This window comes from Duganella sp. OV510 (assembly GCF_900100205.1).
In the GTDB taxonomy this organism is placed as follows: domain Bacteria; phylum Pseudomonadota; class Gammaproteobacteria; order Burkholderiales; family Burkholderiaceae_D; genus Rugamonas.
Map to the genome: position 1 here is coordinate 742,664 of NZ_FNEQ01000001.1, position 21,696 is coordinate 764,359.

The window sequence follows — 21,696 nt, forward strand, 5'->3', positions numbered from 1 at the left end:
GGGGCGGCGCCAGCGATCAAACGTGCGGAGCTGGCAATGGTGTTGGCGCTAAAATAATTCCATGACAGTTCCGAACCATCCTATCGCCACTCCGCCCCCCTCAGCGGACGCGCACGACGAGTTGTTGCGCGCGAGGGAAGCGCTGCGTCAAAGCCAGCTGGAATTGCGCGCGCTCGCCAATTCCATGCCGCAACTGGCATGGATTGCCGAGCAGGATGGCGCCATGATCTGGTACAACCAGCGCTGGTACGACTATACCGGCACCACGCCCGAGCAAATGGCCGGCGATGGCTGGAAACGCAGTTACGCCTCGGACTGCATCGATGCACTGGAAGTACACTGGGCGCAATCGCGCCACCATGGCACCCCGTTCGAACTGGAAGTCCCGATCCGCAGCGCGCAGGGCGAGTTCCGCTGGTTCCTGATGCGCGCCAACCCGGTGCACGGCGCCGATGGCAGCGTGCTGCGCTGGTTCGGCACCAGTACCGATGTCGACCAGGTCAAGCGCGCGCAGGAAGCTTTGCGCGATGAAACCGCCATTCTGGAACTGCTCAACCATACCGGCATGATGCTCGCCTCGCAGCGCGATCTTGGCCGCCTGTTGCAGGAAATCACCGACGCCGCCACCAGCATTGCCGGCGCACGCTTCGGCGCCTTCTTCTATCACAGCACCAACGCCGCTGGCGAGGCGATGGTCTTGCACACGCTGTCGAGCGGCGCGGCCGACGAGTTCTCGCAATACGGCCAGCCACGCGCCACTGCCCTGTTCGGCCCCAGCATGCGTGGCGAAGGCACGGTGCGCTGCGACGATGTGTTGAAGGACCCGCGCTACGGTGGCAACGCGCCCCACCACGGCGTGCCATCCGGCCATCCGCCGGTGCGCAGCTACCTGGCGGTGCCGGTGGCGCTGGGCAGCGGCGTGGCAATCGGCTGCCTGATGTTCGGCCACCCGGAGCCCGGCATGTTCAGCGAACGCACCGAACGCATCATCGGTGGCATCGCCGCCCAGGCAGCCATCGCCATCGACAACGCACGGCTGTACGAAGCGTCGCAACGGGCGGCCGAGGAACGCAAGGTGCTGCTGGATTCCGAGCGCCAGGCGCGCGCCGAGGCCGAGCGCACCAGCCAGCTGAAGGACGAATTCCTGGCCACACTGTCGCACGAGCTGCGCACGCCGCTGACCGCGATACTCGGCTGGGCACAAGTGCTGCGCCGTGGCAACCGCGGCGAGGCCGACCTGCATCGCGGCCTGCAAACCATCGAGCGCAACGCCCGCACCCAGTCGCAGCTGATCGAAGATCTGCTCGACATGAGCAGCATTACCTCCGGCCGGGTCCGGCTGGAGATGCAGCCGCTGGCGCCGGCCGCGATTGCCGCCGCCGCGATCGAATCCGTGCGCGCCGCCGCCGAGGCCAAGCAGATCCGCATCGAAAAAGATTTCGCCAACGCGCCCGGCATGGTGGCCGGCGACGCCAGCCGGCTGCAACAGATCCTGTGGAACCTGCTCAGCAATGCGCTCAAGTTCACGCCACCTGGCGGCAGCGTCACCGTCGGCGTGCAGCGCGACGGCGACCACATCGCCATCAGCGTGCGCGACAGCGGCATTGGCATCGCCCCGGCCTTCCTCGGCCACGTCTTCGAGCGCTTCCGCCAGGCCGATGCCACCACCACCCGCCAACATGGCGGCCTCGGACTGGGGCTGGCCATCGTCAAGCACTTGGTCGAACAACATGGCGGCACCATCGACGTGGCCAGCGAAGGCGAAGGCATGGGTTCGTGCTTCACGCTGCGCCTGCCGCGCCATACCGCCCAGCAGCCAGGCATGAGCACTGAACAGCAGCAGGCGCAGCACCATGCTGCAGCGCATGATCTAACCGGTCTGCAAGTGTTGGTGGTGGATGACGAAGACGATGCGCGCGAACTCATCAAGCGCATCCTGGCCGATTGCAACGCCCAGGTGCTGACCGCTGCCACCGCCAGCGAAGCCTTGAATCTATTGCAACATGAGCGCCCCGACCTGATGGTCAGCGATCTCGGCATGCCGGAACTGGACGGTTACGGCTTGCTGGACCGCATTCGCGCCCTCGGGCCAGCGCGCGGCGGCGACCTGCCGGCCATCGCGCTGACCGCCTTTGCCCGCTCGGAAGACCGCATCAAAGCGCTTTCCAGCGGTTTCCTGGCGCATATCGCCAAGCCGATCGAGCCAAACGAATTGATTGCCAAAGTCGCCGCGATGGGAGCCGCCCAACGCCACGCTTGAAAACGGTATCACAATGTTCACAGCTTTGATTAAGTTTCCATGTGGCAATTTTTCCACTCCTACTTCAACACGCGGCAATGTCCTACAAGCAATCAGAAAATCTGTTGATACACTACAAAACTGCTGGAATTAGCGTAGAATTGTTTCCATGCAGAAATTAAACGCGCTTGTGTGCGTCGCACCACCCACACTTTGCGTTATTATCGAAATACTATTAAGAGTTAGAGAGATAGAGACCTCATTATGCCGAGCCGAGACGAAATCCTGAACGCCAAAATTCTGGTGGTGGATGACAGCGCAGACAACGTCGAACTGATGTTGGAGATCCTGCGCGAGGCCGGCTATACAGATGTCTCTTCCACCATGCTGCCGGAGCAGGTCTGCCCGATGCACCGCCAGCAATGCTACGACCTGATCCTGCTGGACCTGCAAATGCCTGGCCTGAATGGCTTCCAGGTGATGAAGGGGCTGAAGGAAATCGAACAAGGCGGCTATCTGCCGGTGCTGGCCCTGACTGCCCAGCCGAGTTTCAAGATCGCCGCGCTGGAAGCCGGCGCGCGCGACTTCATCAGCAAACCGTTCGACCTGCTGGAAGTTCACAAGCGCATCCACAACATGCTGGAAGTGCGCCTGCTGTACAAGGAGCTGGCGCAATACAGCCGCCAGCAGCAGGAACTGGCGCTGCACGATCCGCTAACCAGCCTGCCGAACCGCCGGCTGCTGGAAGACCGCATCGCCACCGTGCTGCAACACGCCACGCGCCAGCAAAACAAGGCTGCTGTCATGTACCTGGACCTGGATGGTTTCAAGATCATCAACGATACCCATGGCCATGCCTACGGCGATGAAATCCTCAAGCAGGTGGCGCAGCGCCTGGTCGGCTGCTCGCGCAAGGAAGACACCGTAGCGCGCGTCGGCGGCGACGAATTCGTCATCGTCATGGGTGATATCGCCACCGTGGCCGATACCCAGGAACCCGCCAACAAGCTGATCGAAGCGGTCTCGCAGCCCTACCAGGTCAATGGCCTGACGCTGAAACTGTCGACCAGCATCGGCGTCGGCATCTTCCCCGATGATGCCACCGACGTGGCGCCGCTGATTGCTGCCGCTGACGGCGCCCTGTATGAAGCCAAGCGCTCCGGCAAGAACCGTTGCTGCACCGCGCAGTCGATGCGCAATCAGCCGAGCCAGCCGCACACCATGTCGGCCACGCTGGCCTGACATAAAAAAGGCGGGCCGCAGCCCGCCAACCCTGCGCTACGGTATGGCTTAATGCGCGGCAGCTTCTTCCTTGATGCCCTTCTGGGTGCACTCTTCAACTTTGGCAGCGTTCTGGTGGTCATCATGCGCATTCACCACTTCCGGCGGCACTTCAATACGGGTAATGCCGGCGTCCACCGACACCGGATCGCTGGCCGGGAACGTCATCTCGACGGCGTTGTCCAGCAGGGTTTCCCTGGCCTGCTCGGCCGGGGTTTCCTGCTCCAGTTTGGCCAGCGTGCTGATTGCCACCGCCCATTTGACGAACTCCAGGTTGGCCAGGTCGCGCACGGTGTGCACGTTGAAGGCCTGGGCCAGCGCCTTGGCATCCTTGGCGCTCAGCCCGCGCAAGGCACTGGTCGGCGCCTCGGCCAGGGCGCGGAAGCTATGACCAACATATTCTTTGTCCACGACAGTATCGATATTCATGATGGAATCCTCTCGGTTAATCGTCCGCTTTTACTGTGCCAGCGCCATCGCCTGCGGTCTGTGCGAAAGCGAACGCACGCCCCGCCCCGCCTTGCTGTAGCGCTCGATTGAATGTGCTTTTTTGACATTCATTTAGCCCCTTGTTATCATCGATTAATGCTTCTACGGCAGAGATCCCGTGCCCAAACCAGACAAACCAAAGATACTGGTCGTCAATGACGACGCCAACAGCCTGTTCGCGCTGACCAGCCTGCTCGCCCAATGGGCCGAGCAGGAGTCCTATGAAGTGCTGGCGGCGCGTTCCGGGCAGGACGCATTGCGCCAGGTGCTGATGCATGACTTTGCCGTCATCCTGCTGGACGTCAACATGCCGGGCATGGACGGTTTTGAAACCGCCGAAGCCATCCACGCCCGCGCCCGCTCGGCCGACATTCCGATCATCTTCATCACCGCCTTCCTGGCCGACGAGCTGGACCGGCTGAAAGCCTACCAGCACGGCGCCGTCGATTTCTTGTTCACACCGGTGATTCCGCAGATCCTGTACGCCAAGATCTCGGTGTTCGTGGCGCTGGCGATGAAGAGCGAGGAACTGAAGAAGCAGGCGCGCCAGCTAAGCCAGCGCACCACCGAACTGACCGCCACCAACCAGCGGCTGACGCGCGAAATCGAAGAGCGCAAGTCGATGGAGCGGCAAAACCACGCCAAGGACGAGTTCCTGGCCATGCTCGGCCACGAGCTGCGCAATCCGCTCAGCGCCATCAGCAGCGCCGCCTCGCTGATCGGCCTGCCGGGCGTGTCGCTGGATGGCATGCAGCGCGCCAAGAAAATCATCCAGCGCCAGAGCCAGCACCTGGGCCGCATCGTCGACGACCTGCTCGACCTGTCGCGTGCCATGTCCGGCAAGATCCTGCTGAACCGCTTGCCGCTCGATTTGTCGGCGCTGGTCGGGCAAACGCTGGAAACCTACCGCGCCACCGGCCGCAGCACCGATTTCGAGCTGGTGCAGGACCTCGACGCCGGCTGGATCGACGGCGACAGCACCCGGCTGGAACAGATCACCAGCAACCTGCTGGACAACGCCCTCAAGTACACGCCATCCGGCGGGCGCGTCGAAGTGCGCACCTGGACCGAAAACGACGATGTGGTGCTGAGCGTGCGCGACAGCGGCGTCGGCATCAGCGCCGAACTGCTGCCGCATGTGTTTGACGTGTTCGTGCAGGGCAGCAGCACGCTGGACCGCTCGCAAGGCGGGCTGGGCATCGGCCTGTCGCTGGTGCGCCGCCTGGCCGAACTGCACGGCGGCAGCATCGAGGCTGAAAGCCCCGGACCGAATCGCGGCAGCACCTTCACGCTGCGCCTGCCGCTGATCGAGCATCAGGTGGTGGCGCCGCCAGCGCCCGCCAAAGCCGAGCACGGCAAGCCGCGCGTGCTGCTGATCGAAGACAACGACGATGGCCGCGAAATGATGACCATGATGCTGGGCGGCTACGGCTACGATGTGGCAGCGGCAGCCGACGGCCTGCTCGGTCTGAGCGCGGCGCTGGACTACCAGCCGGACCTGGCGCTGGTCGACATCGGCCTGCCCGGCATCGATGGCTACGAGGTGGCACGCCGCCTGCGCGCCGATCCGGCCACCCGCGACATCAGGCTGATCGCCCTGACCGGCTACGGCCTGGCTGAAGACTTGCGCCGCGTCATGGAAGCCGGATTCGACCGTCACCTGGTCAAGCCGGTCGACATCGACCAGTTGATGGAGGTGATCGACAACTGTGCCAGGGTGCCGATAAAAGAGTAATGCGCCTGTTGTGCGTCGGAGGTCGCAAAGCTCGGGTATGATCGGGTAAGACCGTCGTCCGTCCGAACTTTACAGAGAAAATCCATGTCCGTACCGGCACCACAAGAACAGCACACTGCGCAGCAGGACGCCCTGCGTAGCGCCGACCTGAGCGAACTGCTCGGCCACGTCCACACCTGCTGGGACAACGAGCGCCGCTCGCTGTCGCGCCAGTTGCACGACAGCCTCGGCTCGTCATTGACGGCATTGACCATGCACCTCGGACTGCTGATGCAAAAGCTGCCGCCCGAACCGGCGCTGCAGGACCGCGCTGGCCACATGAAAAAGCTGCTTGGCCAGATCGTCGAAACCAACCGCCAGATGCAGCTCAAGCTGTGGAATGACAAGCTGGAATTCCTCGGCGTGCGCGTGGCGCTGGACGAGCTGGTGACGCAGTTCGGCGAACAGCGCGGCATCACCGCCCGCTGCAGCCTGCCGGAAGAGGAACTCGACTGCCCGCGCAGCCACGGCATCGTGCTGCTGCACACGCTGGAGGAAGCGCTGCGCAACATCATCCAGCACGCGCAGGCGAGCGAAGTCGACGTTATCGTCGACGACAACGAAGATGAAGTGATGCTGACGGTGAAGGATAACGGTGTCGGCCTCAGCGGCCCGGTGCCGGCTGGCGAGTCGGCCGGCAAGTTCGGCCTGCGCATGGCGCGCGAGCGCGCCGCCTATCTGGGCGGCACGCTGACACTGTCAGCGGGCGCCGAGGGCGGCGTCACGCTGACGATGATATTGCCGAAGCCGCAGCCACAGCCTAGTGCAGCTTGACCAGCGGCGTGGTGCGCTTGATCAGGAAGCGCGCCACCGCCAGCACGCCGGTGCGCACCGTGCCCAGCACGGCCTGGTGATGCATCAGGTGCAGGCTGACATACATCATGCGCGCGACGAAGCCGTCGACAAACCAGCTTAAGCCCTTCAACGATCCCATCAGGCTACCGACCGAGGTGGTCTGGCCGAACGACACCAGCGAGCCATAGTCGCGGTAGGTGTACGGCTTGGTCTGCGGCGACTGGCCCTTGTGCTGGCGCATGAAAGTCTCCAGCAGGTAGTCGGCCATCTGGTGTGCGGCTTGCGCGCGCGGCGGCACCAGCTTGCCGTCCGGGCCGATGCAGGCGGCGCAATCGCCCAGCGCGTAAATATCATCATACCCTTTGACCGCCAGCGTGCCATCAACATCCAGTTGGCCGGACTTGGTGACCGGCAACCCCAGCTCCTTCAGGAAGTCAGGCGCCTTGATACCGGCCGCCCACACCACGATCTGCGCCGGATACACGGTATCGCCGGCAGTCACGCCTGCGCCGTCGATGGCGGTCACGCGCGTACCGGTGACGACGTTGACGGCGCGCTGGCGCAGCAATTCCAGCGCGGCAGCCGACACTTTCTCGGGTAGCGGCGCCAGGATGCGCGGCGCGCCTTCCAGCAAGGTGATGCTGACATCGCGCTCCGCCTGCAACTGGCGAAAGCCATAAGTGGCATAGACGCCGCTGGCCTCGCGCAGCTCGGCCGCCAGCTCGACGCCGGTAGCGCCGCCACCGATGATGACCACATCGACACCGGCATCCGGCTGCACGCTTTTCTTCAGCTCGGCCAGCGTCAGCAGCTTGAGCAGCGTCAGGCGGAAGCGTTCCGCGTCTTCGGTGGCGTTCAGCGAAATGGTGTGTTCAGCAGCGCCGGGCACACCGAAGTAATTCGAGGTGCTGCCCACCGCCATCACCAGCTTCTCGAACTGGATCTGGCGCTCGGGCAGTATCTGCTCCTTGCTCTCGTCGCCGCTTTCAATCGCGCCGACGGTCAGCACCCGCTGCTGCGCATCCAGCGCCAGCATCGGGCCGTAGACAAAGGTGAAGCGGTTGTCGTGCGCCAGCATCTGGTACGACAGGCCTTCCTGGTGCACGTCCAGCGTGCCAGCCGCCACCTCGTGCAGCGACGGTTTCCAGATGTGGAACAGGCGGCTGTCCACCAGCATCACTGCCTCCGGGCCGAGCTTGCGCCCCAGTTTGCAGGCGAGCTCCAGCCCGCCCGCGCCGCCGCCAACAATGACGTATTTACTTTGCAAGACTTTTCTCCTGTGGCGGCCTGTGCCGCCGGTTATCGGTCGTGACGGTCGTGCCCGCGTCCGTGATCGGGGCCGCGTCCGTGATCAGGGCCACGACCATGATCGGGACCACGGCCGTGGCCACGGTCGTCGCGATGGTGATCGTTACGATGATCGTTGCGATGATCGTTGCGATGATCGTTGCGGTGCGGCTCATGGCGCGGTCCGCCATGACGCTCGCGATAGCGCGGCACGTACTCGTTGTTATACCAACGGTCCTGTACAAAATACACTCTCTGATTACATGCATGGTAAGCGTGGCAATGCTTGCGCCAGTTCTTCGCATGGCCAGGCGGCACGCGCAGGTAGATCGGCGCGCTTTCGACATAGCGCACCGGCCGCTCGATCATCACCGGCTGGCGATACAGCAGTTGCGGCGCCGGATAGTCGCCGATATCGATGCGACCGTAAAAGCCTGGCTGGCCAACGCTGATCGAAACATTCGACGCAAAGGCTGAGGCGGACAGCGCCAGCAGGCTGGCGGCGAGTAACTTGGCTTTCATGATGAGTCTCTATTCTTGACACGAGCGAACTTGCTCACCACTTAGCATAATAAATGCTGCACGATTTTTCTGTGCGCTGACGAACATATCTTACTCGTGTTAAACTAATCGTTCGATACCTAACCATTAGCCGTAAAATCATATGCCTTCTATAGAAGAACGCTTTTCCGCCGCGTTGCACGGCAGCGCAAGGGCCTGGCGGCTGGCGATCGACCGCCGCCTCAAGCACCTGGGACTGAGCCAGGCCAGCTGGATGGCCATCGCCCTGACCGCCAAGGAAAGCGAACCGCCGTCGCAAACGAAGCTGGCCGCACGCGCCGGTGTGGAAGATCCCACCATGGTCGCCACTGTCGACCGCCTGGTCAAAGCCGGCTACATGATGCGCACGCCGTCCGAAACCGATCGCCGCGTCAAGCTGCTGAGCCTGACCCCTGCCGGCCAGGAGGTCTACCAGTCGGTCTGGCAGGAAGCCGATGCGCTGCGCCGTGAGTTGCTCGGCAATGTAGACCCCGAAATGCTGCGCAACGTCACCCTCTTCCTTGAAGCGATCCAGGCCAATATCGAGTCGCTCCCATGAGCAATGCCGCAGCAACGGCCGCTGTCGCGGACGACGGCCTGAACCGCCGCATGATCACCGTCTCGATCATGCTGGCGACGGTGATCCAGGCGCTCGACGGCACCATCGCCAACGTCGCGCTGCCGCACATGCAGGGCAGCCTGTCGGCCTCGCAGGACCAGATCACCTGGGTGCTGACCTCCTTCATCGTCGCCGCCGCCATCGCCACGCCGCTGACCGGCTGGCTGTGTGACCGTTTCGGCCAGAAGAACATCTTTCTGACCTCGGTGGCCGGCTTCACTGTTGCGTCGGTGCTGTGCGGCCTGGCCGGCTCGCTGACCGAAATCGTCATCGCCCGCCTGTTGCAAGGGGTCTTCGGCGCCGCGCTGGTGCCGCTGTCGCAAGCGACGCTGCTGGACATCAACCCGCGCGAAAAGCACGGCTCGGCCATGGCGGTGTGGGGCATGGGCGTGATGATCGGCCCGATCCTCGGCCCCACCCTCGGCGGCTGGCTGACCGACAGCTACGACTGGCGCTGGGTATTCTTCATCAACGTGCCGATCGGCGCGATCGCCTTCTACGGCATCTGGCGCTACATCCGCAAGGTCGATGCGCCGCGCAAGATGCGCTTCGACGCTTTCGGCTTCGCCACGCTCAGCCTGGCCATCGGCGCGCTGCAGATGCTGCTCGACCGCGGGGAGCAGAACGACTGGTTCAACGCCACCGAAACCTGGGTCGAAGCCAGCATCCTGGCGCTGAGCTTTGCCTACTTTGTCGCGCATACGGCCACCCGCCCCGCCGGCAAATCCTTTTTCGATTACCGGCTGCTGCGCAATTCCAACTACGTCAGCGGTCTGTTGTTCATCTTCGTGGTGGGCGTGGTGCTGTTTGCCACGCGGGCGCTGACGCCCACCATGCTGCAAGGCCTGATGGGCTATCCGGCCAAGATCGCCGGCCTGGTCACGGCGCCCAGCGGCATCGGCACCATGATCGCCATGATGTTTGTCGGCCGGCTGGTGGGCAAGGTCGACCTGCGCCTGCTGCTGGGTACCGGCTTCCTGATCACTGCCTTCTCGCTGTGGCAGATGTCGCGCTACACGCTGGTGCTGTCGCAGAGCGACATCATCTGGCCGGGCGTGATCCAGGGCCTGGGCCTTGGACTGGTGTTCGTGCCGCTGAGCGCCGCCACCTTCGCCACGCTGTCGCCGGAACTGCGTGCCGAGGGCACGGCGATCTATAGCCTGATCCGCAATATCGGCAGCTCGATCGGCATCGCACTGGTGCAAACGCTGCTGGTGCGGAACACGCAAACCGTGCACGCCTCGCTGACGGAACATATCAGCACCACCAATCCGGCGCTGCTGGACAACCTGGCTACGCCGGAAGCGGCGGCCGCGCTGAATAACGAGATCACGCGCCAGGCGTCGATGATCTCCTACGTCGACGACTTCTGGCTGATGTTTATTTTGACGCTGTGCGTGATACCGCTGCTGGTGCTGGTCAAGCCGCCGGCAAAAAGCGCGCCGGTCGATACCTCGCATGCCGCCATGGACTAAGGAAAGCAAATGAAAACTCGACTACAACCTATTCTGCTGGCCCTGGCCGTGGCGCTTTCCGGCTGCGCCGCCATCGCGCCGGACACGCACCCGCTCCCCAGGCGCGACATCGCCAGCGCCGAACTGTCTGCCGGCATCAAGCTGGCCAACGAAGGCTGGCCAGAAGCCCAGTGGTGGACCGCCTACCATGATGAGCAGCTGAACGCCATCATCAGGCAAGCCTTGTCCAGCGGACCGACGCTGGAAGTGGCTGCTGCCCACATCGGCAGCGCGCGCTCGTCGCTGTCGCGCAGCCTGGCCGACCTCGGGCTGGAGACGTCGCTGTACGCCAACGCCAACCGCCAGCGCTATTCGGGCACCGGCCTGTTCCCCGAACCGATCGGCGGCGCCTACTTCACCACCGAAACGCTGCGCCTCGACCTGCACTACAACTTCGACTGGTGGGGCAAGAACCGCGCGCAAGTGGCGGCCGCCGTCGGCGAACTGAATGTCGGCCGCGCCGCCTACGCGGAAGCCGAACAGGCGCTGGCCGCGTCGATCGCGCAAAGCTACTTCCGCCTGCAAGGCGCGTGGGCGCGGCTGGCCAACACCGAGCAGCTGGCGGCCACGCAATCGGTCTTGGTGCAGGATAGCGCCAAGCGCATCGCACGCGGCCTGGCAAACGCCGACGAGCAGCGCATGGCGGAAGCGGACCTGAGCCTGATCCGCAAGCAGCAGGCGCAACTCCAGGCCGACATCGAACATGAACGCGAAGCGCTGCGCGCGCTGGCCGGCGCCGACAACCAGGCGCTGACAGACCTGAAGCCTGTGCCACTGTCGTCCGCACCGCACGTCCTGCCCGCCCGCCTCGGCATCGAGCTGCTGGCGCGCCGTCCGGACCTGCAGGCCGCGCGCTGGAAGGTGGAGGCGTCGCTGAGCAGGATCGACGCCGCCCAGGCGGCCTTCTACCCGGACGTCAACCTGACCGGCTCCATCGGCCTCGACACCATCAAGGTCGAGAAGCTGCTGCAGGCAGCCAGCCGCACCGTCTATCTCGGCCCGACCATCTCGCTGCCGCTGTTCGACAGCCGCCGCCTGGATGCGCAGCTGGACGGCGCCCGCACCAACCGCAACGAACGCATCGCCGAATACAACCAGACCATCGTCGAAGCAGTGCGCGACGTGGCGCAAAGCGGCGCACAGCTGCAAGGCATCGAACAGCAGATCACGCAGCAGGCGGCGGCAACGTCGGCGGCACTCGCGCAACTGGCGTCGGCGCAGGCGCGGCGCGATCACGGCCTGGCCAACAACAGCAGCGTGCTGAATGCACGCCTGGCGCTGCTCAGGCAGCAGGATGCCGACCTCTATCTGCAACAAGTACAACTGCTGGCCGAAGTCGCGCTGACCAACGCGCTGGGCGGCGGCTATCACGAACAAGCGCCGCTGGCGACCGCATCCAAATAGGACATCATCATGAGCACTGACACCACCCAACCCAACGAAAAAAAACGCAAGGCCCTGCTGGCGGGGATTACGCTGGCCTTCATCGCCGCCGGCGTAGCCTATGCGGCCTACTACCAGATCGTGCTGTCCAAGGTGCAGGAGACCGACAACGCCTACGTCGGCGGCAACCTGGTCAACCTGTCGTCGCAGGTGACGGGCAACGTCACCGAAATCCGCGCCGATGAAACGCAGATGGTGCAGGCCGGCGCACCGCTGATTCAGCTGGACGCGGCCGATGCCGACATCGCCCTACAGCAGGCCGACGCCAGGCTGGGCGCCGCCGTGCGCCAGCAGCGCCAGCGCTACGCCGACGTGGCGCAGTACGACGCCACCATCGCGCAGCGCAAGCTGCAACTGAAAAATGCCGAAGACGACCTGGCGCGGCGCAAACCGCTGGCCGCCGACCATACCGTCTCCGGCGAAGAAGTCGAACACGCGCGCCAGGCGGTGGACGATGCGCGCGCCGCGATCGCTGTCGCGGTCAAGCAGGAAGAAGCGGCCAAGGCTGGCGTCAGCGGCGTCGGTGTGGCGCAGCATCCGGCGGTGCAGGCGGCCAAGGCCGACTACGTGCAGGCCTGGCTGGCGGCGCGCCGCAACACCATCCTGGCGCCGGTGTCGGGCTACGTAGCCAAGCGCAGCGTGCAGATCGGCGCGCGCGCCACGCCAGGCACCTCGCTGATGGCGATCGTGCCGCTGGATCAGTTATGGGTGGACGCCAATTTCAAGGAATCGGAGCTGAAGCATATCCGTGTCGGCCAGCCGGCCAAGGTAGAAGCAGACATGTATGGCGGCAAGGTCGAATTCCATGGCCGCGTGGTGGGCCTGTCGGCCGGCACCGGCAGCGCCTTCTCGCTGCTGCCGGCGCAGAACGCCAGCGGCAACTGGATCAAGGTGGTACAACGCCTGCCGGTGCGCATCGCGCTGGACCCGAAAGAGCTGAAGGAGCATCCGCTGCGCATCGGCCTGTCGACCACCGTATCGGTCGACATCAGCAAGACCGACGGCCCGGTGCTGGGCGCGGCAATGCCACAAACGCCGGTGTACACCACACAGGCCCTGGCCCAGCCCTTGCAACAAGCCGCCACCGACGCCGACGCCATCATCGCCCACAATCTGTGACTTAACGCAGCTCCGCGTCGAGCTGGCGGATCGCCGCCTGCGCCTGCGTGATGACGCGGTCGGCGATGCGCTGGCGCATGCCGGGCACGCGGCCGGCCGCTTCGGCTTCCAGCACGATGGGCGTCAGCAGTTGCAGGGCCGAGTCGCGGAAGCCTTCCGCCACCAGGTCCAGCTGCGTATTGAATGACTGCTCGGCCGCCAGCAGCTGCTTGCGCAACTCTTCTTCAAAGGCGACGCGCTTGTCGCGGATTTCCATGCGCTTGCGCTTGCCACCGTCGGTGAACCATTTGAACGCACCAGCCAGCAGCACCGCGCCGCCAACAAACGGCGCCACCGGCGCCACCACCGGCAGCACCACCGCCGCGCCGATCAGATAAGCCGCCGTGCCGGTACTGGCCGCCACCGCCGCGCCGCTGACCAGCGTGACATTTGCCGCCGTATCCAGCTTGTTGACAATGCGCGTGCCAACCCGCAAGCGCGGCATCAGCTTGGCCAGCGCCGCATGGTGCTGACGCTGGAACACCGTCGCCTGCCCCAGCCGCATGCCGGACTGGAACAGCCGCAAATCCTCCTGCAGCAAATGCAGCGCCTGCTCCTTGCGCCGCACGATGCGGTCCAATCGCCGTTCCATCTCCTGCCCGAACTGGTTGCGGCCGATGCTGGACCAGACGTCCTCATCCTTCCACTTGTCGGTGTTGAGGCGGTCGGTCATCACCAGTTCGATGGCATTGCCGGCATCGTGCACGGCGTCGTCGATTTCCTCGATCAGTAATCGGCGCTCGTAAGCGATGCGCTGTTCAACCAGCACCAGCCGCTGCGTCACCTGGCTTTTCAGGTCGTTGGCGGCGCTGACCAGCGAACTGGCCGCCGCCTCGCCCAGCGACAGCAGGCGCGCCTGCTCCAGATAAAGATTGATGTCCTGTGTGATGACCGCAGTGCTGTTGCCGACCAGCTCGCGCAACTGCATCTGGTCGATATCGCCGGACTGGAAATTGCGTGCATGGTCGACCAGCGCCGGCTGGCCGGCCGTGCGGCCGAAATCCGCCACCGCGTCGGCCAGCGAGCGGCCGCGCACCAGGCGACGCGCCTGTTCGCCGAGGTTGGCAAGCAGGCCGCGTTCCTCGGCTTGCGGCAGACGGTTCAGGTCATCGGGCGTCAGCCGCACCGACAGCGACTTGGCGAAACGTTGCGCCAGCGCGCGGGCGTCGGCGCCGTGCAGCGCCAGCAGCGGCACCACCATGTGCAGCGCCTGTTCGCGCGCGGCCTGGTCGATGGGGGTACAGCTGCGGCCGAGGGCATTCAGCGCCCAGTCGACTTCGACGCCGGACTCGATCGCGTTCAGCACCAGCGCGGTGAACACGGCGGAAGATTGGCCGTCGCCGGCAATGTCGGTGACGGCGGCGAACTGGGCCAGCGTCAGGCTGCCTTCGTTACCGGCGATGGCGCCCACCGCGCGCGCGTAGGCGGAGCTGAAACTCTGGTCGGATGACAGATGCTCGTCCAGCGAGCGGACGACGAGCTGCAATGACGGAGGTTTCACGCCTGCTCCAGTTGGTTGTAATGTCATTATGACATTGTAACTGAAGCCGGCTCAGTGGGGCATATAGCGGATGAGGGCAATGACGGCGCCGATGGTCACGCCGGTCTGCGCGAGGAACAAGGTGATGAAAAGCGTGATCATCCATTTCACCATATCGAATTTCAGTTCCTGCAATTGCCCGCTGATCTCGGACCTGACCCAGTCCTTGCTCGGCATGTTCTCCAGCACCTCACCCAGCGCATCGGCATGCGCTTGTGCCTGCTGAGACGGCACGCCGCCCTCTTCCAGGTGCTTGCGGTACTTGGTGGATTCGATGGAGTTCATCGATTCAGTATGCGCCGCTCGCCGATGAATGCAAGCGACACACTTTGATGCAGATCAGCCCTGCACCACCTCGGTCGACAAGGTCAGCGTTTCCTTGATTTCCTCCATCACCACATAGCTTTTCGACTGCGCCGCGCCGGGCAGGCTGAGCAGCATCTCGCCCAGCAGCTTGCGGTATTCGGCCATCTCATGGATGCGCGCCTTGATCAGGTAGTCGAAATCCCCCGACACCAGATGGCACTCCTGCACCTCCGGTATCCGCAGCACCTCGCGCCGGAACTGCTCGAACGCCGGGCCGGATTTCTGGTTCAGCGTAATCTCGACAAACACCAGCAGCTTGGCGCCCAGCGACGGCGGATCGATGCGCGCGTGATAGCCGGTGATGACGCCGTCACGCTCCATGCGTTTGACCCGCTCAATGGTCGGCGTAGTCGACAAACCGACCTGCTCGCCCAGATCCTTCATCGAGATGCGCCCATCCTCCTGCAGGATCTGCAATATCTTTCTGTCCAGCTTGTCCAGCCCGCGGACCGATTCTTTCTGTATTCGCATGAAATTCCACTGTTTTATTCAAGATATACAGTAACAAACGCTACAAAAACGAGAATACCATAGCGGAATATATCGAAGTAAAATAATCGGGGGCAATATGCGTGTAGTTATCCTGGGCAGCGGTGTCATCGGCGTCACCAGCGCCTACTATCTGGCCAAGGCCGGCCACGACGTTACCGTGCTCGACCGCCAGCCCGGTCCCGCCCTCGAAACCAGCTTCGCCAACGCCGGCCAGATCTCGCCCGGCTATGCCTCCCCCTGGGCCGCGCCCGGCATCCCGCTGAAAGCGATGAAATGGATGCTGCAACGCCATGCCCCGCTGTCGATCACACCGGACGGCACGCTGTTCCAGCTGCAATGGATGTGGCAGATGCTGCAAAACTGCAATGCCGAACGCTATGCTACCAACAAGGAACGCATGGTGCGCCTGGCCGAATACAGCCGCGACTGCTTCAAGGCCCTGCGCGCCTCGACCGGCATCGAATACGAAGGCCGCCAGCAAGGCACGACCCAGCTGTTCCGCACCCAGCAGCAGATGGATGCTGCCGCCAAGGACATCGCCGTGCTGGAAGAAACCGGCGTGCCTTATGAACTGCTGAGCCGCGAGCAACTGGTTGGCGCCGAACCTGGCCTGGCGCGCAACAAACTGGTTGGCGGCCTGCGCCTGCCGAACGATGAAACCGGCGACTGCCAGCTGTTCACCACCCGCCTGACCGCGATGGCGGAAGAACTCGGCGTCAAATTCCGCTACGGCATGGAGATCGACGGCCTGGTCACCGAAGGCGACGCCATCAAGGGCGTCCAATGCGGCGACGAGCTGGTCACCGCCGAATCCTATGTGGTCGCCATGGGCTCCTACTCGACCGCGCTGCTGAAGGAACTGGTCAAGATCCCGGTTTATCCGCTGAAGGGCTATTCGATCACCGTCCCGATCGTCAACGCCGGCGCCGCGCCGGTCTCGACCATCCTGGACGAAACCTACAAGATCGCCGTCACCCGCTTTGACGACCGTATCCGCGTTGGCGGCATGGCGGAAATCGCCGGATTCAATACCGATCTCAATCCGCGCCGCCGCGAAACGCTGGAAATGGTGGTCAACGACCTGTTCCCCGGCGCTGGCAACACCACCGAAGCGACCTTCTGGACCGGCCTGCGCCCGATGACGCCGGACGGCACGCCGATCGTCGGCCGCACCGGCCTGCGCAACCTGTATCTCAACACCGGCCATGGCACGCTGGGCTGGACCATGTCCTGCGGCTCGGCGCAGCTGCTATCGGACCTGATCTCGGCGCGCCGCCCGGCGATCCGCGCCGACGACCTGTCGGTCAGCCGCTACCACAGCGACCGCGGCAACCGCACGCCGCAACTGGTCAACGCTTAATCCACCGCTCTCCCGTTCGCGGCGCCGCCTGTCGCCGCCGCGAACGTCTCCCTCCCCCTTCCCGCAGCACACTGTGTGACACTAGCGTGACAGCACTGTCTCTTTGCCGCCCCTATCCGCCTGAATCGCATCAACAACGGCTATAGAGCGTTGAGATTGGGACGAAGCCTGCGTATAATTTTGACCATGAACAAACTTGAAGCATTTGGCCATATTGCGGCCTTGGCCATACGTGGCGAACTCGTCTTCCCAACCAGCGTCAATGCGGCGCTGCGCGTACAACTGGCATTGGATGATCCCGACTGCCCTATCGACACTGCGATCAGCCTGGTGCTGGCCGAGCCTTTGCTGGCTGCCAAGACGGTGGCCATTTCCAATTCCGCCATGTTCAACCGCGCCGGCGCGCCGGTGGTGACCAATGTGCGCGGCGCCATCATGCGCATCGGTTACCAGAACCTGTTTGCGCTGGCGGCCGCCATGGTGGTGCGCCAGTTCGGCAGCAAGATCACCGACCCGGCCGTGCGCAACAAGGCGGAAAAGCTGTGGGACCACACGCTGGCGGTGGCAGCGCTGGGACGATTGATTGCCCGCCATGTCACCGGCGTCAACGAAGACACCGCGCTGTTCGCCGGCATCGTGCACGAGGTCGGCGGCTTCTACCTGCTGTCGCGCGCCGACGAATTCCCCGGCCTGCTGGAAGAGGACCCGGAAAACTGGCACTCGGCCAGCGAGGAAATCATCACCCGGGAAGTGATGCGCAAGCTGTGCATCCCCGAACCGGTGGCCGACGCCATCGAAGGCCTGCGCGACAGCTTCATGTCGATCCCGCCGGATACGCTGCTGGACACGCTGCTGCTGGCCAACCACCTGACGCCGATCAAATCGCCGCTGCAGGAACCGCAGCGCGACCTGCCGCCGCACTCCGACTCGGCGATCGACCTGTTCATCGACGAACACAAGCTGGCGGCGATGCTGGAAGAGGCGCAACGTGACGCGGCGGAGATGAGCGCCACGCTGCTGGTCTAAGCCCGCATGCAGACGCCTTCGCCTTCCTACGGTTCCGACCTGTCCGGACTGGTCTGCGGCTACCTGTTCGGCCGCAGCGCCGATGGCAAAGGCCTGCCGCTGGACACCAGCGCCGCCTGCCAGTGGCTGACCGAGCGCGAGCAGCATCCGCAGGAATTCATCTGGCTGCACTTCAACCTGGCCAACACCGCCAGCGAGAAATGGCTGCACGAGCACACCGCGCTGCCGGAAGAATTCTACGAAAGCCTGCATGAAGGCCCGCGCTCGACCCGCATCGAACTGGCTGACAACACCCTGATCGCGGTGGTCAACGACGTCGTCCACGACTTCAGCTACGAACCGTCCGACATCGCCACCATGTGGCTCAGCGTCGACCGGCAGATCGCCATCAGCGCGCGCCGCAAGCCGCTGCGCGCGGTCGACAGCCTGCGCAACGCCGTGCGCGGTGGCGAGCCGATCCGCTCCTCGGTCGAGCTGCTGATCCACCTGCTGCGCGACCAGGCCGACGCGCTGATCAAGATCGTGCGCGGCGCCATCACCACCGTCGACCGCATCGAAGACAATCTGCTGGCCGGCAAGCTGACCACCAAGCGCGCCAGTCTGGGCGCGCTGCGCCGCGTACTGGTGCGCCTGCAGCGCCTGCTGGCGCCGGAGCCGGCAGCGCTGTTCCGCCTGCTGCAAAAGCCGCCAGCGTGGATGGCCGACATCGACACCCAGGAGCTGCGCCAGTCGACCGAGGAATTCTCGCTGGTGCTGGCCGACATGGCCTCGCTACAGGAACGCATCAAGCTGATACAGGAAGAGATCGCGGCGCTGGCCAGCGAAGGCAACAACCGCAGCCTGTTCGTGCTGACCGTGGTGACGGTGTTGGCGCTGCCGATCAACATCATCGCCGGCCTGATGGGGATGAATGTGGGCGGTATCCCGCTATCGGATTCGCCGCACGGCTTCATGGTGATCGTGGTGATTGTCGCCAGCTTTACCGTGATCGCCGGCTGGCTGGCTTTCCGTCGCCAGCGCGACGTCGGCCAGGACTGAAGGAGCGCACGCGCCAGGCGCCGGCCACTGCTGCCGCGACGCCCATCGCCAGCGCAATCAGGTTATCGCGCCGGTAAGCGCTGCGCACCTCGTCCAGGCTGAGCACCGTTTTGCCGCCGACGGCGACACCGTACGCCGCATAGAACGCACCGGGCGCGAAGCCGATGGCGGTTTTCTGCGCGCGCAGGAATTGCACGCTGACGGGATACATCTGCGCATCGCGTATCGTCTGGCGCTGGCGGCCATCGATGTCGCCCTTGGCATTAAGAACCAGCTGCTGCTTATCCGACAGGACGAAATATAGCGCACCGCGCGTCTCCTGTTGCCAGACGACGCGGCCGCGCGCCGTCTCCAGCTGCTGCGCCTGCGGAAAGCGGTACTCCAGCACGCCAAACAGCGCGATCAGGCCTATCCCCAGCCACAGAAAAAAATACGCGCCGCGTTCGCCGGCAAACCAGTCTTTCATAGAGAAGCAATCCGTCGCAAAGGAAGGCCATCATACGTGATATTGTGTGCGGTCCAACAACTTCACCGGAATAGACTTATGCGTTTGATCATCGCCCTGATTTTGCCGTGGCTGACCTTCTTCACCATTGGCCGCCCATTTGCCGGCATCATCTGCCTGATCCTGCAGATCACGTTGATCGGCTGGCTGCCAGCGACGATCTGGGCCGTGTACTCCCTGAGCCAATACAAAACCGACCAAAAAATCGACCGCGCCCTCGGCCGCCGCTAAACCTGGGGTCAGATCTGCCAAATGTACATGAGTTCGTGTACGTTTGGCAGATCTGACCCTGATTTGTAAACTTTTTTGTTTACTTATTGATGAGCCAGGGCTAGAGTGGAGGCATGAAAACTTCTCTGCTTATCTTTTCCGCTTGTCTGCTGGCCTTGCTTTCGACGATCGGCGCGGCGCTGCCTTATCCGATCCTGCCGCCGCTGTTTGCCGACGGTTCCGCCAATGGCTTGAATACTTTTCTCGGCCTGCCGCCCAAACTGCTGTTTGGCCTGGCGCTGACGATTAATCCGATCGGCCTGCTGATCGGCTCCGCGCTGCTTGGCCCGATGTCGGACCGCTACGGCCGCCGCCCGGTGCTGCTGATTACCTCGGTCGGCGCCGCCCTCGGCCACGCCGTTACCGCTGCGGCGCTGCTGATGGAGTCCTACCCACTGTTCATCGTCGCCCGTTTTGCTACCGGCTTGCTGGAAGGCAGCGGTTCGGTGGCGCGCGCGCTGCTGGCCGATCGCCTCGATGGCGAGCTGCGCCGCAAGGCGCTGTCGTGGCTAAACGGCGCTTTCTACATGGGCTGGCTGGCCGGCCCGCTGCTGGCCGGCGCCACGCTGCAATTCGGTATTACGACGCCGTTCTGGGTCGCGGTCGCCGCACTGCTGCTGGTCGCCGCGCTGGTGGCCGCGACGCTGCCGCCGGAAGCACCGTCCAGCGCCACCACCTCCTGGTGGCAGGTGGCGCGCGATCGCCATTCACTGAACCTGCTGCGCGAACCGGACCTGCGCGGCCTGTTCATCATTACCCTGGCCTACACCTGCGGCGTCACCGGCTTCTATGAGTTTTATCCGCTATGGCTGGTGGAAGTTCCCGGCTACAGTGCCCAGGGCATCGCCTGGACCACCGCCGCCATGTGCGCGGTGATGACCGCCACCACCATCGTCGCCGGCCGTCCGTTCAAGGGCGAACCGCTGCTGCGCGCCCGCCTGTACGCCTTTGCGGTGGCCGCCATCATTGCCGCGCTGGCTGCCAGCAACGCCACCATCGGCATCCTGTGCATCATCTTGTACGGCATCCCGCATTCGTTCTACAACGCCATCGTGCCCAACTACTGCGCCGAACGCTTCGGCGGCGCCCACGGCCAGGGCGCGGTGATGGGGCTGATTTCCACCACCTTCTGCCTGGCCAACATCATTATGGCCCTGGTCGGCGCGGTGCTGACGCTGATCGACACCCGCCTGATCCTGTTGCTGGGCGCGTGCCTGACCGCGTGGTCGGCCTGGCGTATGCAGGGCTGGCACCGCAGCATGCAGGCGCCGGTCAGCGGAGCGCTGCCATGAACACTGCCGAGCAGACGCTGTTCCTGATCAAGACGCGCGGCCCGCAAACCGCGCAGCAACTCGCCGCCCTGCTCAACCTGACGTCCATGGGCGCGCGCAAGCAGCTGGAATCGTGGCAAGAAAAAGGCATGGTCACCCACGAGGACGTGGCCGACAAGCCAGGCCGCCCGTCGCGCCGCTGGCTGCTGACCGAAGCCGGCCACGCCCGCTTCCCCGACCGTCACGCCGAGCTGACCGTGCAACTGATCGACCAGGTGCGCGATCTGTTTGGCGATGCCGGCCTCGAAAAACTGATCGTCTCGCGCGAGCAGGCCAGCGAACGCGAATACCGTCAGCACCTGGCCACCAGCCGCAACCTGCCCGAGCGCGTGCAGGCGCTGGTACAGGCACGCACCGCCGAAGGCTATATGGCCGAGGTCGAACAACAGGATGACGGCAGCCTGCTGTTGGTGGAAAACCACTGTCCGATCTGCGCCGCCGCCAAGCAGTGCCAGAAGTTTTGCCGCTCCGAGCTGGAACTGTTCCAGCGCGTACTGGGTCCGGACTGTTCCGTCGGACGCGTGGAACACATGCTGGCGGGCGCCCGGCGTTGCGTGTATGTTATCAAGCAGATATAATAAGAATAGTTCTCATTCCGATTCTTATTAGCTAATAACAAAAAGGAGTTT

At 63.9% G+C, this 21,696-nt stretch carries 21 protein-coding genes; 14 read left to right on the forward strand and 7 right to left on the reverse strand.

The annotated features are described in order from the left end of the window. Positions 1-61 precede the first annotated feature (61 nt). Positions 62-2,260 carry a PAS domain-containing hybrid sensor histidine kinase/response regulator gene (locus BLS51_RS03435; RefSeq protein ID WP_090178255.1) on the forward strand — a complete coding sequence of 733 codons (2,199 nt, stop codon included), beginning with the start codon at positions 62-64 and terminating at the stop codon, positions 2,258-2,260. Positions 2,261-2,503: 243 nt separating this feature from the next. Further along, complete coding sequence (locus BLS51_RS03440; protein WP_090178250.1) at positions 2,504-3,481, forward strand: diguanylate cyclase domain-containing protein; 978 nt, start codon at positions 2,504-2,506, stop codon at positions 3,479-3,481. Between the two features lie 48 nt (positions 3,482-3,529). Here BLS51_RS03440 and BLS51_RS03445 read toward each other — a convergent pair whose 3' ends face one another. After that, positions 3,530-3,949 (reverse strand): hypothetical protein, encoded by a 420-nt coding sequence (locus tag BLS51_RS03445; protein ID WP_090178247.1) that lies wholly within the window; start codon positions 3,947-3,949, stop codon positions 3,530-3,532. Positions 3,950-4,127: 178 nt separating this feature from the next. Here BLS51_RS03445 and BLS51_RS03450 point away from each other — a divergent pair, with 178 nt between their 5' ends. Both BLS51_RS03450 and BLS51_RS03455 read left to right on the forward strand, forming a co-directional pair. After that, positions 4,128-5,744, forward strand: a complete 1,617-nt coding sequence (locus BLS51_RS03450) for a response regulator (RefSeq protein ID WP_090178244.1) — start codon at positions 4,128-4,130, stop codon at positions 5,742-5,744. An 84-nt stretch (positions 5,745-5,828) separates the two neighbouring features. After that, entirely contained in the window at positions 5,829-6,557 is a 729-nt protein-coding gene (locus BLS51_RS03455) for a sensor histidine kinase (RefSeq protein WP_090178241.1), read from the forward strand. Here the strand turns inward: BLS51_RS03455 and BLS51_RS03460 are convergent. Then, the gene (locus BLS51_RS03460) at positions 6,544-7,845 is read right to left on the reverse strand and encodes an NAD(P)/FAD-dependent oxidoreductase (RefSeq protein WP_090178236.1); all 1,302 of its coding nucleotides are present in this window, start codon (positions 7,843-7,845) and stop codon (positions 6,544-6,546) included. The two genes, BLS51_RS03455 and BLS51_RS03460, sit on opposite strands and share 14 nt — an antisense overlap. A 32-nt stretch (positions 7,846-7,877) precedes the next feature. Continuing rightward, a complete protein-coding gene (locus BLS51_RS03465; protein ID WP_090178233.1) occupies positions 7,878-8,387 on the reverse strand; it encodes a hypothetical protein in 510 nt (169 codons plus the stop codon). 142 nt (positions 8,388-8,529) lie between these two features. Between BLS51_RS03465 and BLS51_RS03470 the strand changes: the two genes are divergently transcribed. The 4 genes from BLS51_RS03470 to BLS51_RS03485 are packed head-to-tail and all read left to right on the forward strand — an operon-like array spanning position 8,530 to position 13,100. Beyond that, the gene (locus BLS51_RS03470) at positions 8,530-8,964 is read left to right on the forward strand and encodes a MarR family winged helix-turn-helix transcriptional regulator (RefSeq protein WP_090178229.1); all 435 of its coding nucleotides are present in this window, start codon (positions 8,530-8,532) and stop codon (positions 8,962-8,964) included. After that, complete coding sequence (locus BLS51_RS03475) at positions 8,961-10,499, forward strand: MDR family MFS transporter (protein ID WP_090178224.1); 1,539 nt, start codon at positions 8,961-8,963, stop codon at positions 10,497-10,499. Before BLS51_RS03470 ends, BLS51_RS03475 begins: the two co-directional genes overlap by 4 nt. A gap of 9 nt (positions 10,500-10,508) precedes the next feature. Next, positions 10,509-11,942, forward strand: a complete 1,434-nt coding sequence (locus tag BLS51_RS03480) for an efflux transporter outer membrane subunit (RefSeq protein WP_090178220.1) — start codon at positions 10,509-10,511, stop codon at positions 11,940-11,942. Between the two features lie 9 nt (positions 11,943-11,951). Next, positions 11,952-13,100 (forward strand): HlyD/EmrA/EmrK family protein, encoded by a 1,149-nt coding sequence (locus BLS51_RS03485; protein ID WP_090178217.1) that lies wholly within the window; start codon positions 11,952-11,954, stop codon positions 13,098-13,100. Position 13,101: 1 nt separating this feature from the next. Here BLS51_RS03485 and BLS51_RS03490 read toward each other — a convergent pair whose 3' ends face one another. The 3 genes from BLS51_RS03490 to BLS51_RS03500 are packed head-to-tail and all read right to left on the reverse strand — an operon-like array spanning position 13,102 to position 15,516. Beyond that, positions 13,102-14,640, reverse strand: a complete 1,539-nt coding sequence (locus tag BLS51_RS03490) for a hypothetical protein (protein ID WP_229207395.1) — start codon at positions 14,638-14,640, stop codon at positions 13,102-13,104. Between the two features lie 51 nt (positions 14,641-14,691). Beyond that, on the reverse strand, positions 14,692-14,964 hold the full coding sequence (locus BLS51_RS03495; RefSeq protein ID WP_090178211.1) for a hypothetical protein: 273 nt from the start codon (positions 14,962-14,964) through the stop codon (positions 14,692-14,694). Between the two features lie 54 nt (positions 14,965-15,018). Then, on the reverse strand, positions 15,019-15,516 hold the full coding sequence (locus BLS51_RS03500; protein ID WP_072788401.1) for an Lrp/AsnC ligand binding domain-containing protein: 498 nt from the start codon (positions 15,514-15,516) through the stop codon (positions 15,019-15,021). A 97-nt stretch (positions 15,517-15,613) separates the two neighbouring features. Here BLS51_RS03500 and BLS51_RS03505 point away from each other — a divergent pair, with 97 nt between their 5' ends. The 3 genes from BLS51_RS03505 (at position 15,614) to BLS51_RS03515 (ending at position 18,961) form a co-directional block, all read left to right on the forward strand. Next, positions 15,614-16,897: a D-amino acid dehydrogenase gene (locus BLS51_RS03505; RefSeq protein WP_090178207.1), complete on the forward strand. Its 1,284-nt coding sequence runs from the start codon at positions 15,614-15,616 to the stop codon at positions 16,895-16,897. Between the two features lie 186 nt (positions 16,898-17,083). After that, the gene (locus BLS51_RS03510; protein WP_090178204.1) at positions 17,084-17,923 is read left to right on the forward strand and encodes an HDOD domain-containing protein; all 840 of its coding nucleotides are present in this window, start codon (positions 17,084-17,086) and stop codon (positions 17,921-17,923) included. Positions 17,924-17,929: 6 nt separating this feature from the next. After that, the gene (locus tag BLS51_RS03515) at positions 17,930-18,961 is read left to right on the forward strand and encodes a transporter (RefSeq protein WP_090178201.1); all 1,032 of its coding nucleotides are present in this window, start codon (positions 17,930-17,932) and stop codon (positions 18,959-18,961) included. Here the strand turns inward: BLS51_RS03515 and BLS51_RS03520 are convergent. Then, the gene (locus BLS51_RS03520; protein WP_090178197.1) at positions 18,903-19,427 is read right to left on the reverse strand and encodes a hypothetical protein; all 525 of its coding nucleotides are present in this window, start codon (positions 19,425-19,427) and stop codon (positions 18,903-18,905) included. The genes BLS51_RS03515 and BLS51_RS03520 overlap by 59 nt on opposite strands. A 78-nt stretch (positions 19,428-19,505) precedes the next feature. Here BLS51_RS03520 and BLS51_RS03525 point away from each other — a divergent pair, with 78 nt between their 5' ends. The 3 genes from BLS51_RS03525 to BLS51_RS03535 all read left to right on the forward strand — a co-directional run bounded on the left by BLS51_RS03525 (position 19,506) and on the right by BLS51_RS03535 (position 21,645). Next, positions 19,506-19,697, forward strand: coding sequence for a YqaE/Pmp3 family membrane protein (locus BLS51_RS03525; RefSeq protein ID WP_090178194.1), 192 nt, complete (start codon positions 19,506-19,508; stop codon positions 19,695-19,697). Positions 19,698-19,810: 113 nt separating this feature from the next. Further along, complete coding sequence (locus tag BLS51_RS03530; protein WP_090178190.1) at positions 19,811-21,028, forward strand: MFS transporter; 1,218 nt, start codon at positions 19,811-19,813, stop codon at positions 21,026-21,028. Further along, the gene (locus tag BLS51_RS03535) at positions 21,025-21,645 is read left to right on the forward strand and encodes a helix-turn-helix transcriptional regulator (protein WP_090178185.1); all 621 of its coding nucleotides are present in this window, start codon (positions 21,025-21,027) and stop codon (positions 21,643-21,645) included. The genes BLS51_RS03530 and BLS51_RS03535 overlap by 4 nt, the downstream gene beginning before the upstream one ends. Positions 21,646-21,696: the final 51 nt, after the last annotated feature.

Bases quoted from the DNA above. Each gene is read 5' to 3' on its own strand.
- BLS51_RS03435 (WP_090178255.1), top strand. From the start codon at position 62: ATGACAGTTCCGAACCATCCTATCGCCACTCCGCCCCCCTCAGCGGAC.
- BLS51_RS03440 (WP_090178250.1), top strand. From the start codon at position 2,504: ATGCCGAGCCGAGACGAAATCCTGAACGCCAAAATTCTGGTGGTGGAT.
- BLS51_RS03445 (WP_090178247.1), bottom strand. From the start codon at position 3,949: ATGAATATCGATACTGTCGTGGACAAAGAATATGTTGGTCATAGCTTC.
- BLS51_RS03455 (WP_090178241.1), top strand. From the start codon at position 5,829: ATGTCCGTACCGGCACCACAAGAACAGCACACTGCGCAGCAGGACGCC.
- BLS51_RS03465 (WP_090178233.1), bottom strand. From the start codon at position 8,387: ATGAAAGCCAAGTTACTCGCCGCCAGCCTGCTGGCGCTGTCCGCCTCA.
- BLS51_RS03470 (WP_090178229.1), top strand. From the start codon at position 8,530: ATGCCTTCTATAGAAGAACGCTTTTCCGCCGCGTTGCACGGCAGCGCA.
- BLS51_RS03475 (WP_090178224.1), top strand. From the start codon at position 8,961: ATGAGCAATGCCGCAGCAACGGCCGCTGTCGCGGACGACGGCCTGAAC.
- BLS51_RS03480 (WP_090178220.1), top strand. From the start codon at position 10,509: ATGAAAACTCGACTACAACCTATTCTGCTGGCCCTGGCCGTGGCGCTT.
- BLS51_RS03485 (WP_090178217.1), top strand. From the start codon at position 11,952: ATGAGCACTGACACCACCCAACCCAACGAAAAAAAACGCAAGGCCCTG.
- BLS51_RS03495 (WP_090178211.1), bottom strand. From the start codon at position 14,964: ATGAACTCCATCGAATCCACCAAGTACCGCAAGCACCTGGAAGAGGGC.
- BLS51_RS03500 (WP_072788401.1), bottom strand. From the start codon at position 15,516: ATGCGAATACAGAAAGAATCGGTCCGCGGGCTGGACAAGCTGGACAGA.
- BLS51_RS03505 (WP_090178207.1), top strand. From the start codon at position 15,614: ATGCGTGTAGTTATCCTGGGCAGCGGTGTCATCGGCGTCACCAGCGCC.
- BLS51_RS03510 (WP_090178204.1), top strand. From the start codon at position 17,084: ATGAACAAACTTGAAGCATTTGGCCATATTGCGGCCTTGGCCATACGT.
- BLS51_RS03515 (WP_090178201.1), top strand. From the start codon at position 17,930: ATGCAGACGCCTTCGCCTTCCTACGGTTCCGACCTGTCCGGACTGGTC.
- BLS51_RS03520 (WP_090178197.1), bottom strand. From the start codon at position 19,427: ATGAAAGACTGGTTTGCCGGCGAACGCGGCGCGTATTTTTTTCTGTGG.
- BLS51_RS03525 (WP_090178194.1), top strand. From the start codon at position 19,506: ATGCGTTTGATCATCGCCCTGATTTTGCCGTGGCTGACCTTCTTCACC.
- BLS51_RS03530 (WP_090178190.1), top strand. From the start codon at position 19,811: ATGAAAACTTCTCTGCTTATCTTTTCCGCTTGTCTGCTGGCCTTGCTT.
- BLS51_RS03535 (WP_090178185.1), top strand. From the start codon at position 21,025: ATGAACACTGCCGAGCAGACGCTGTTCCTGATCAAGACGCGCGGCCCG.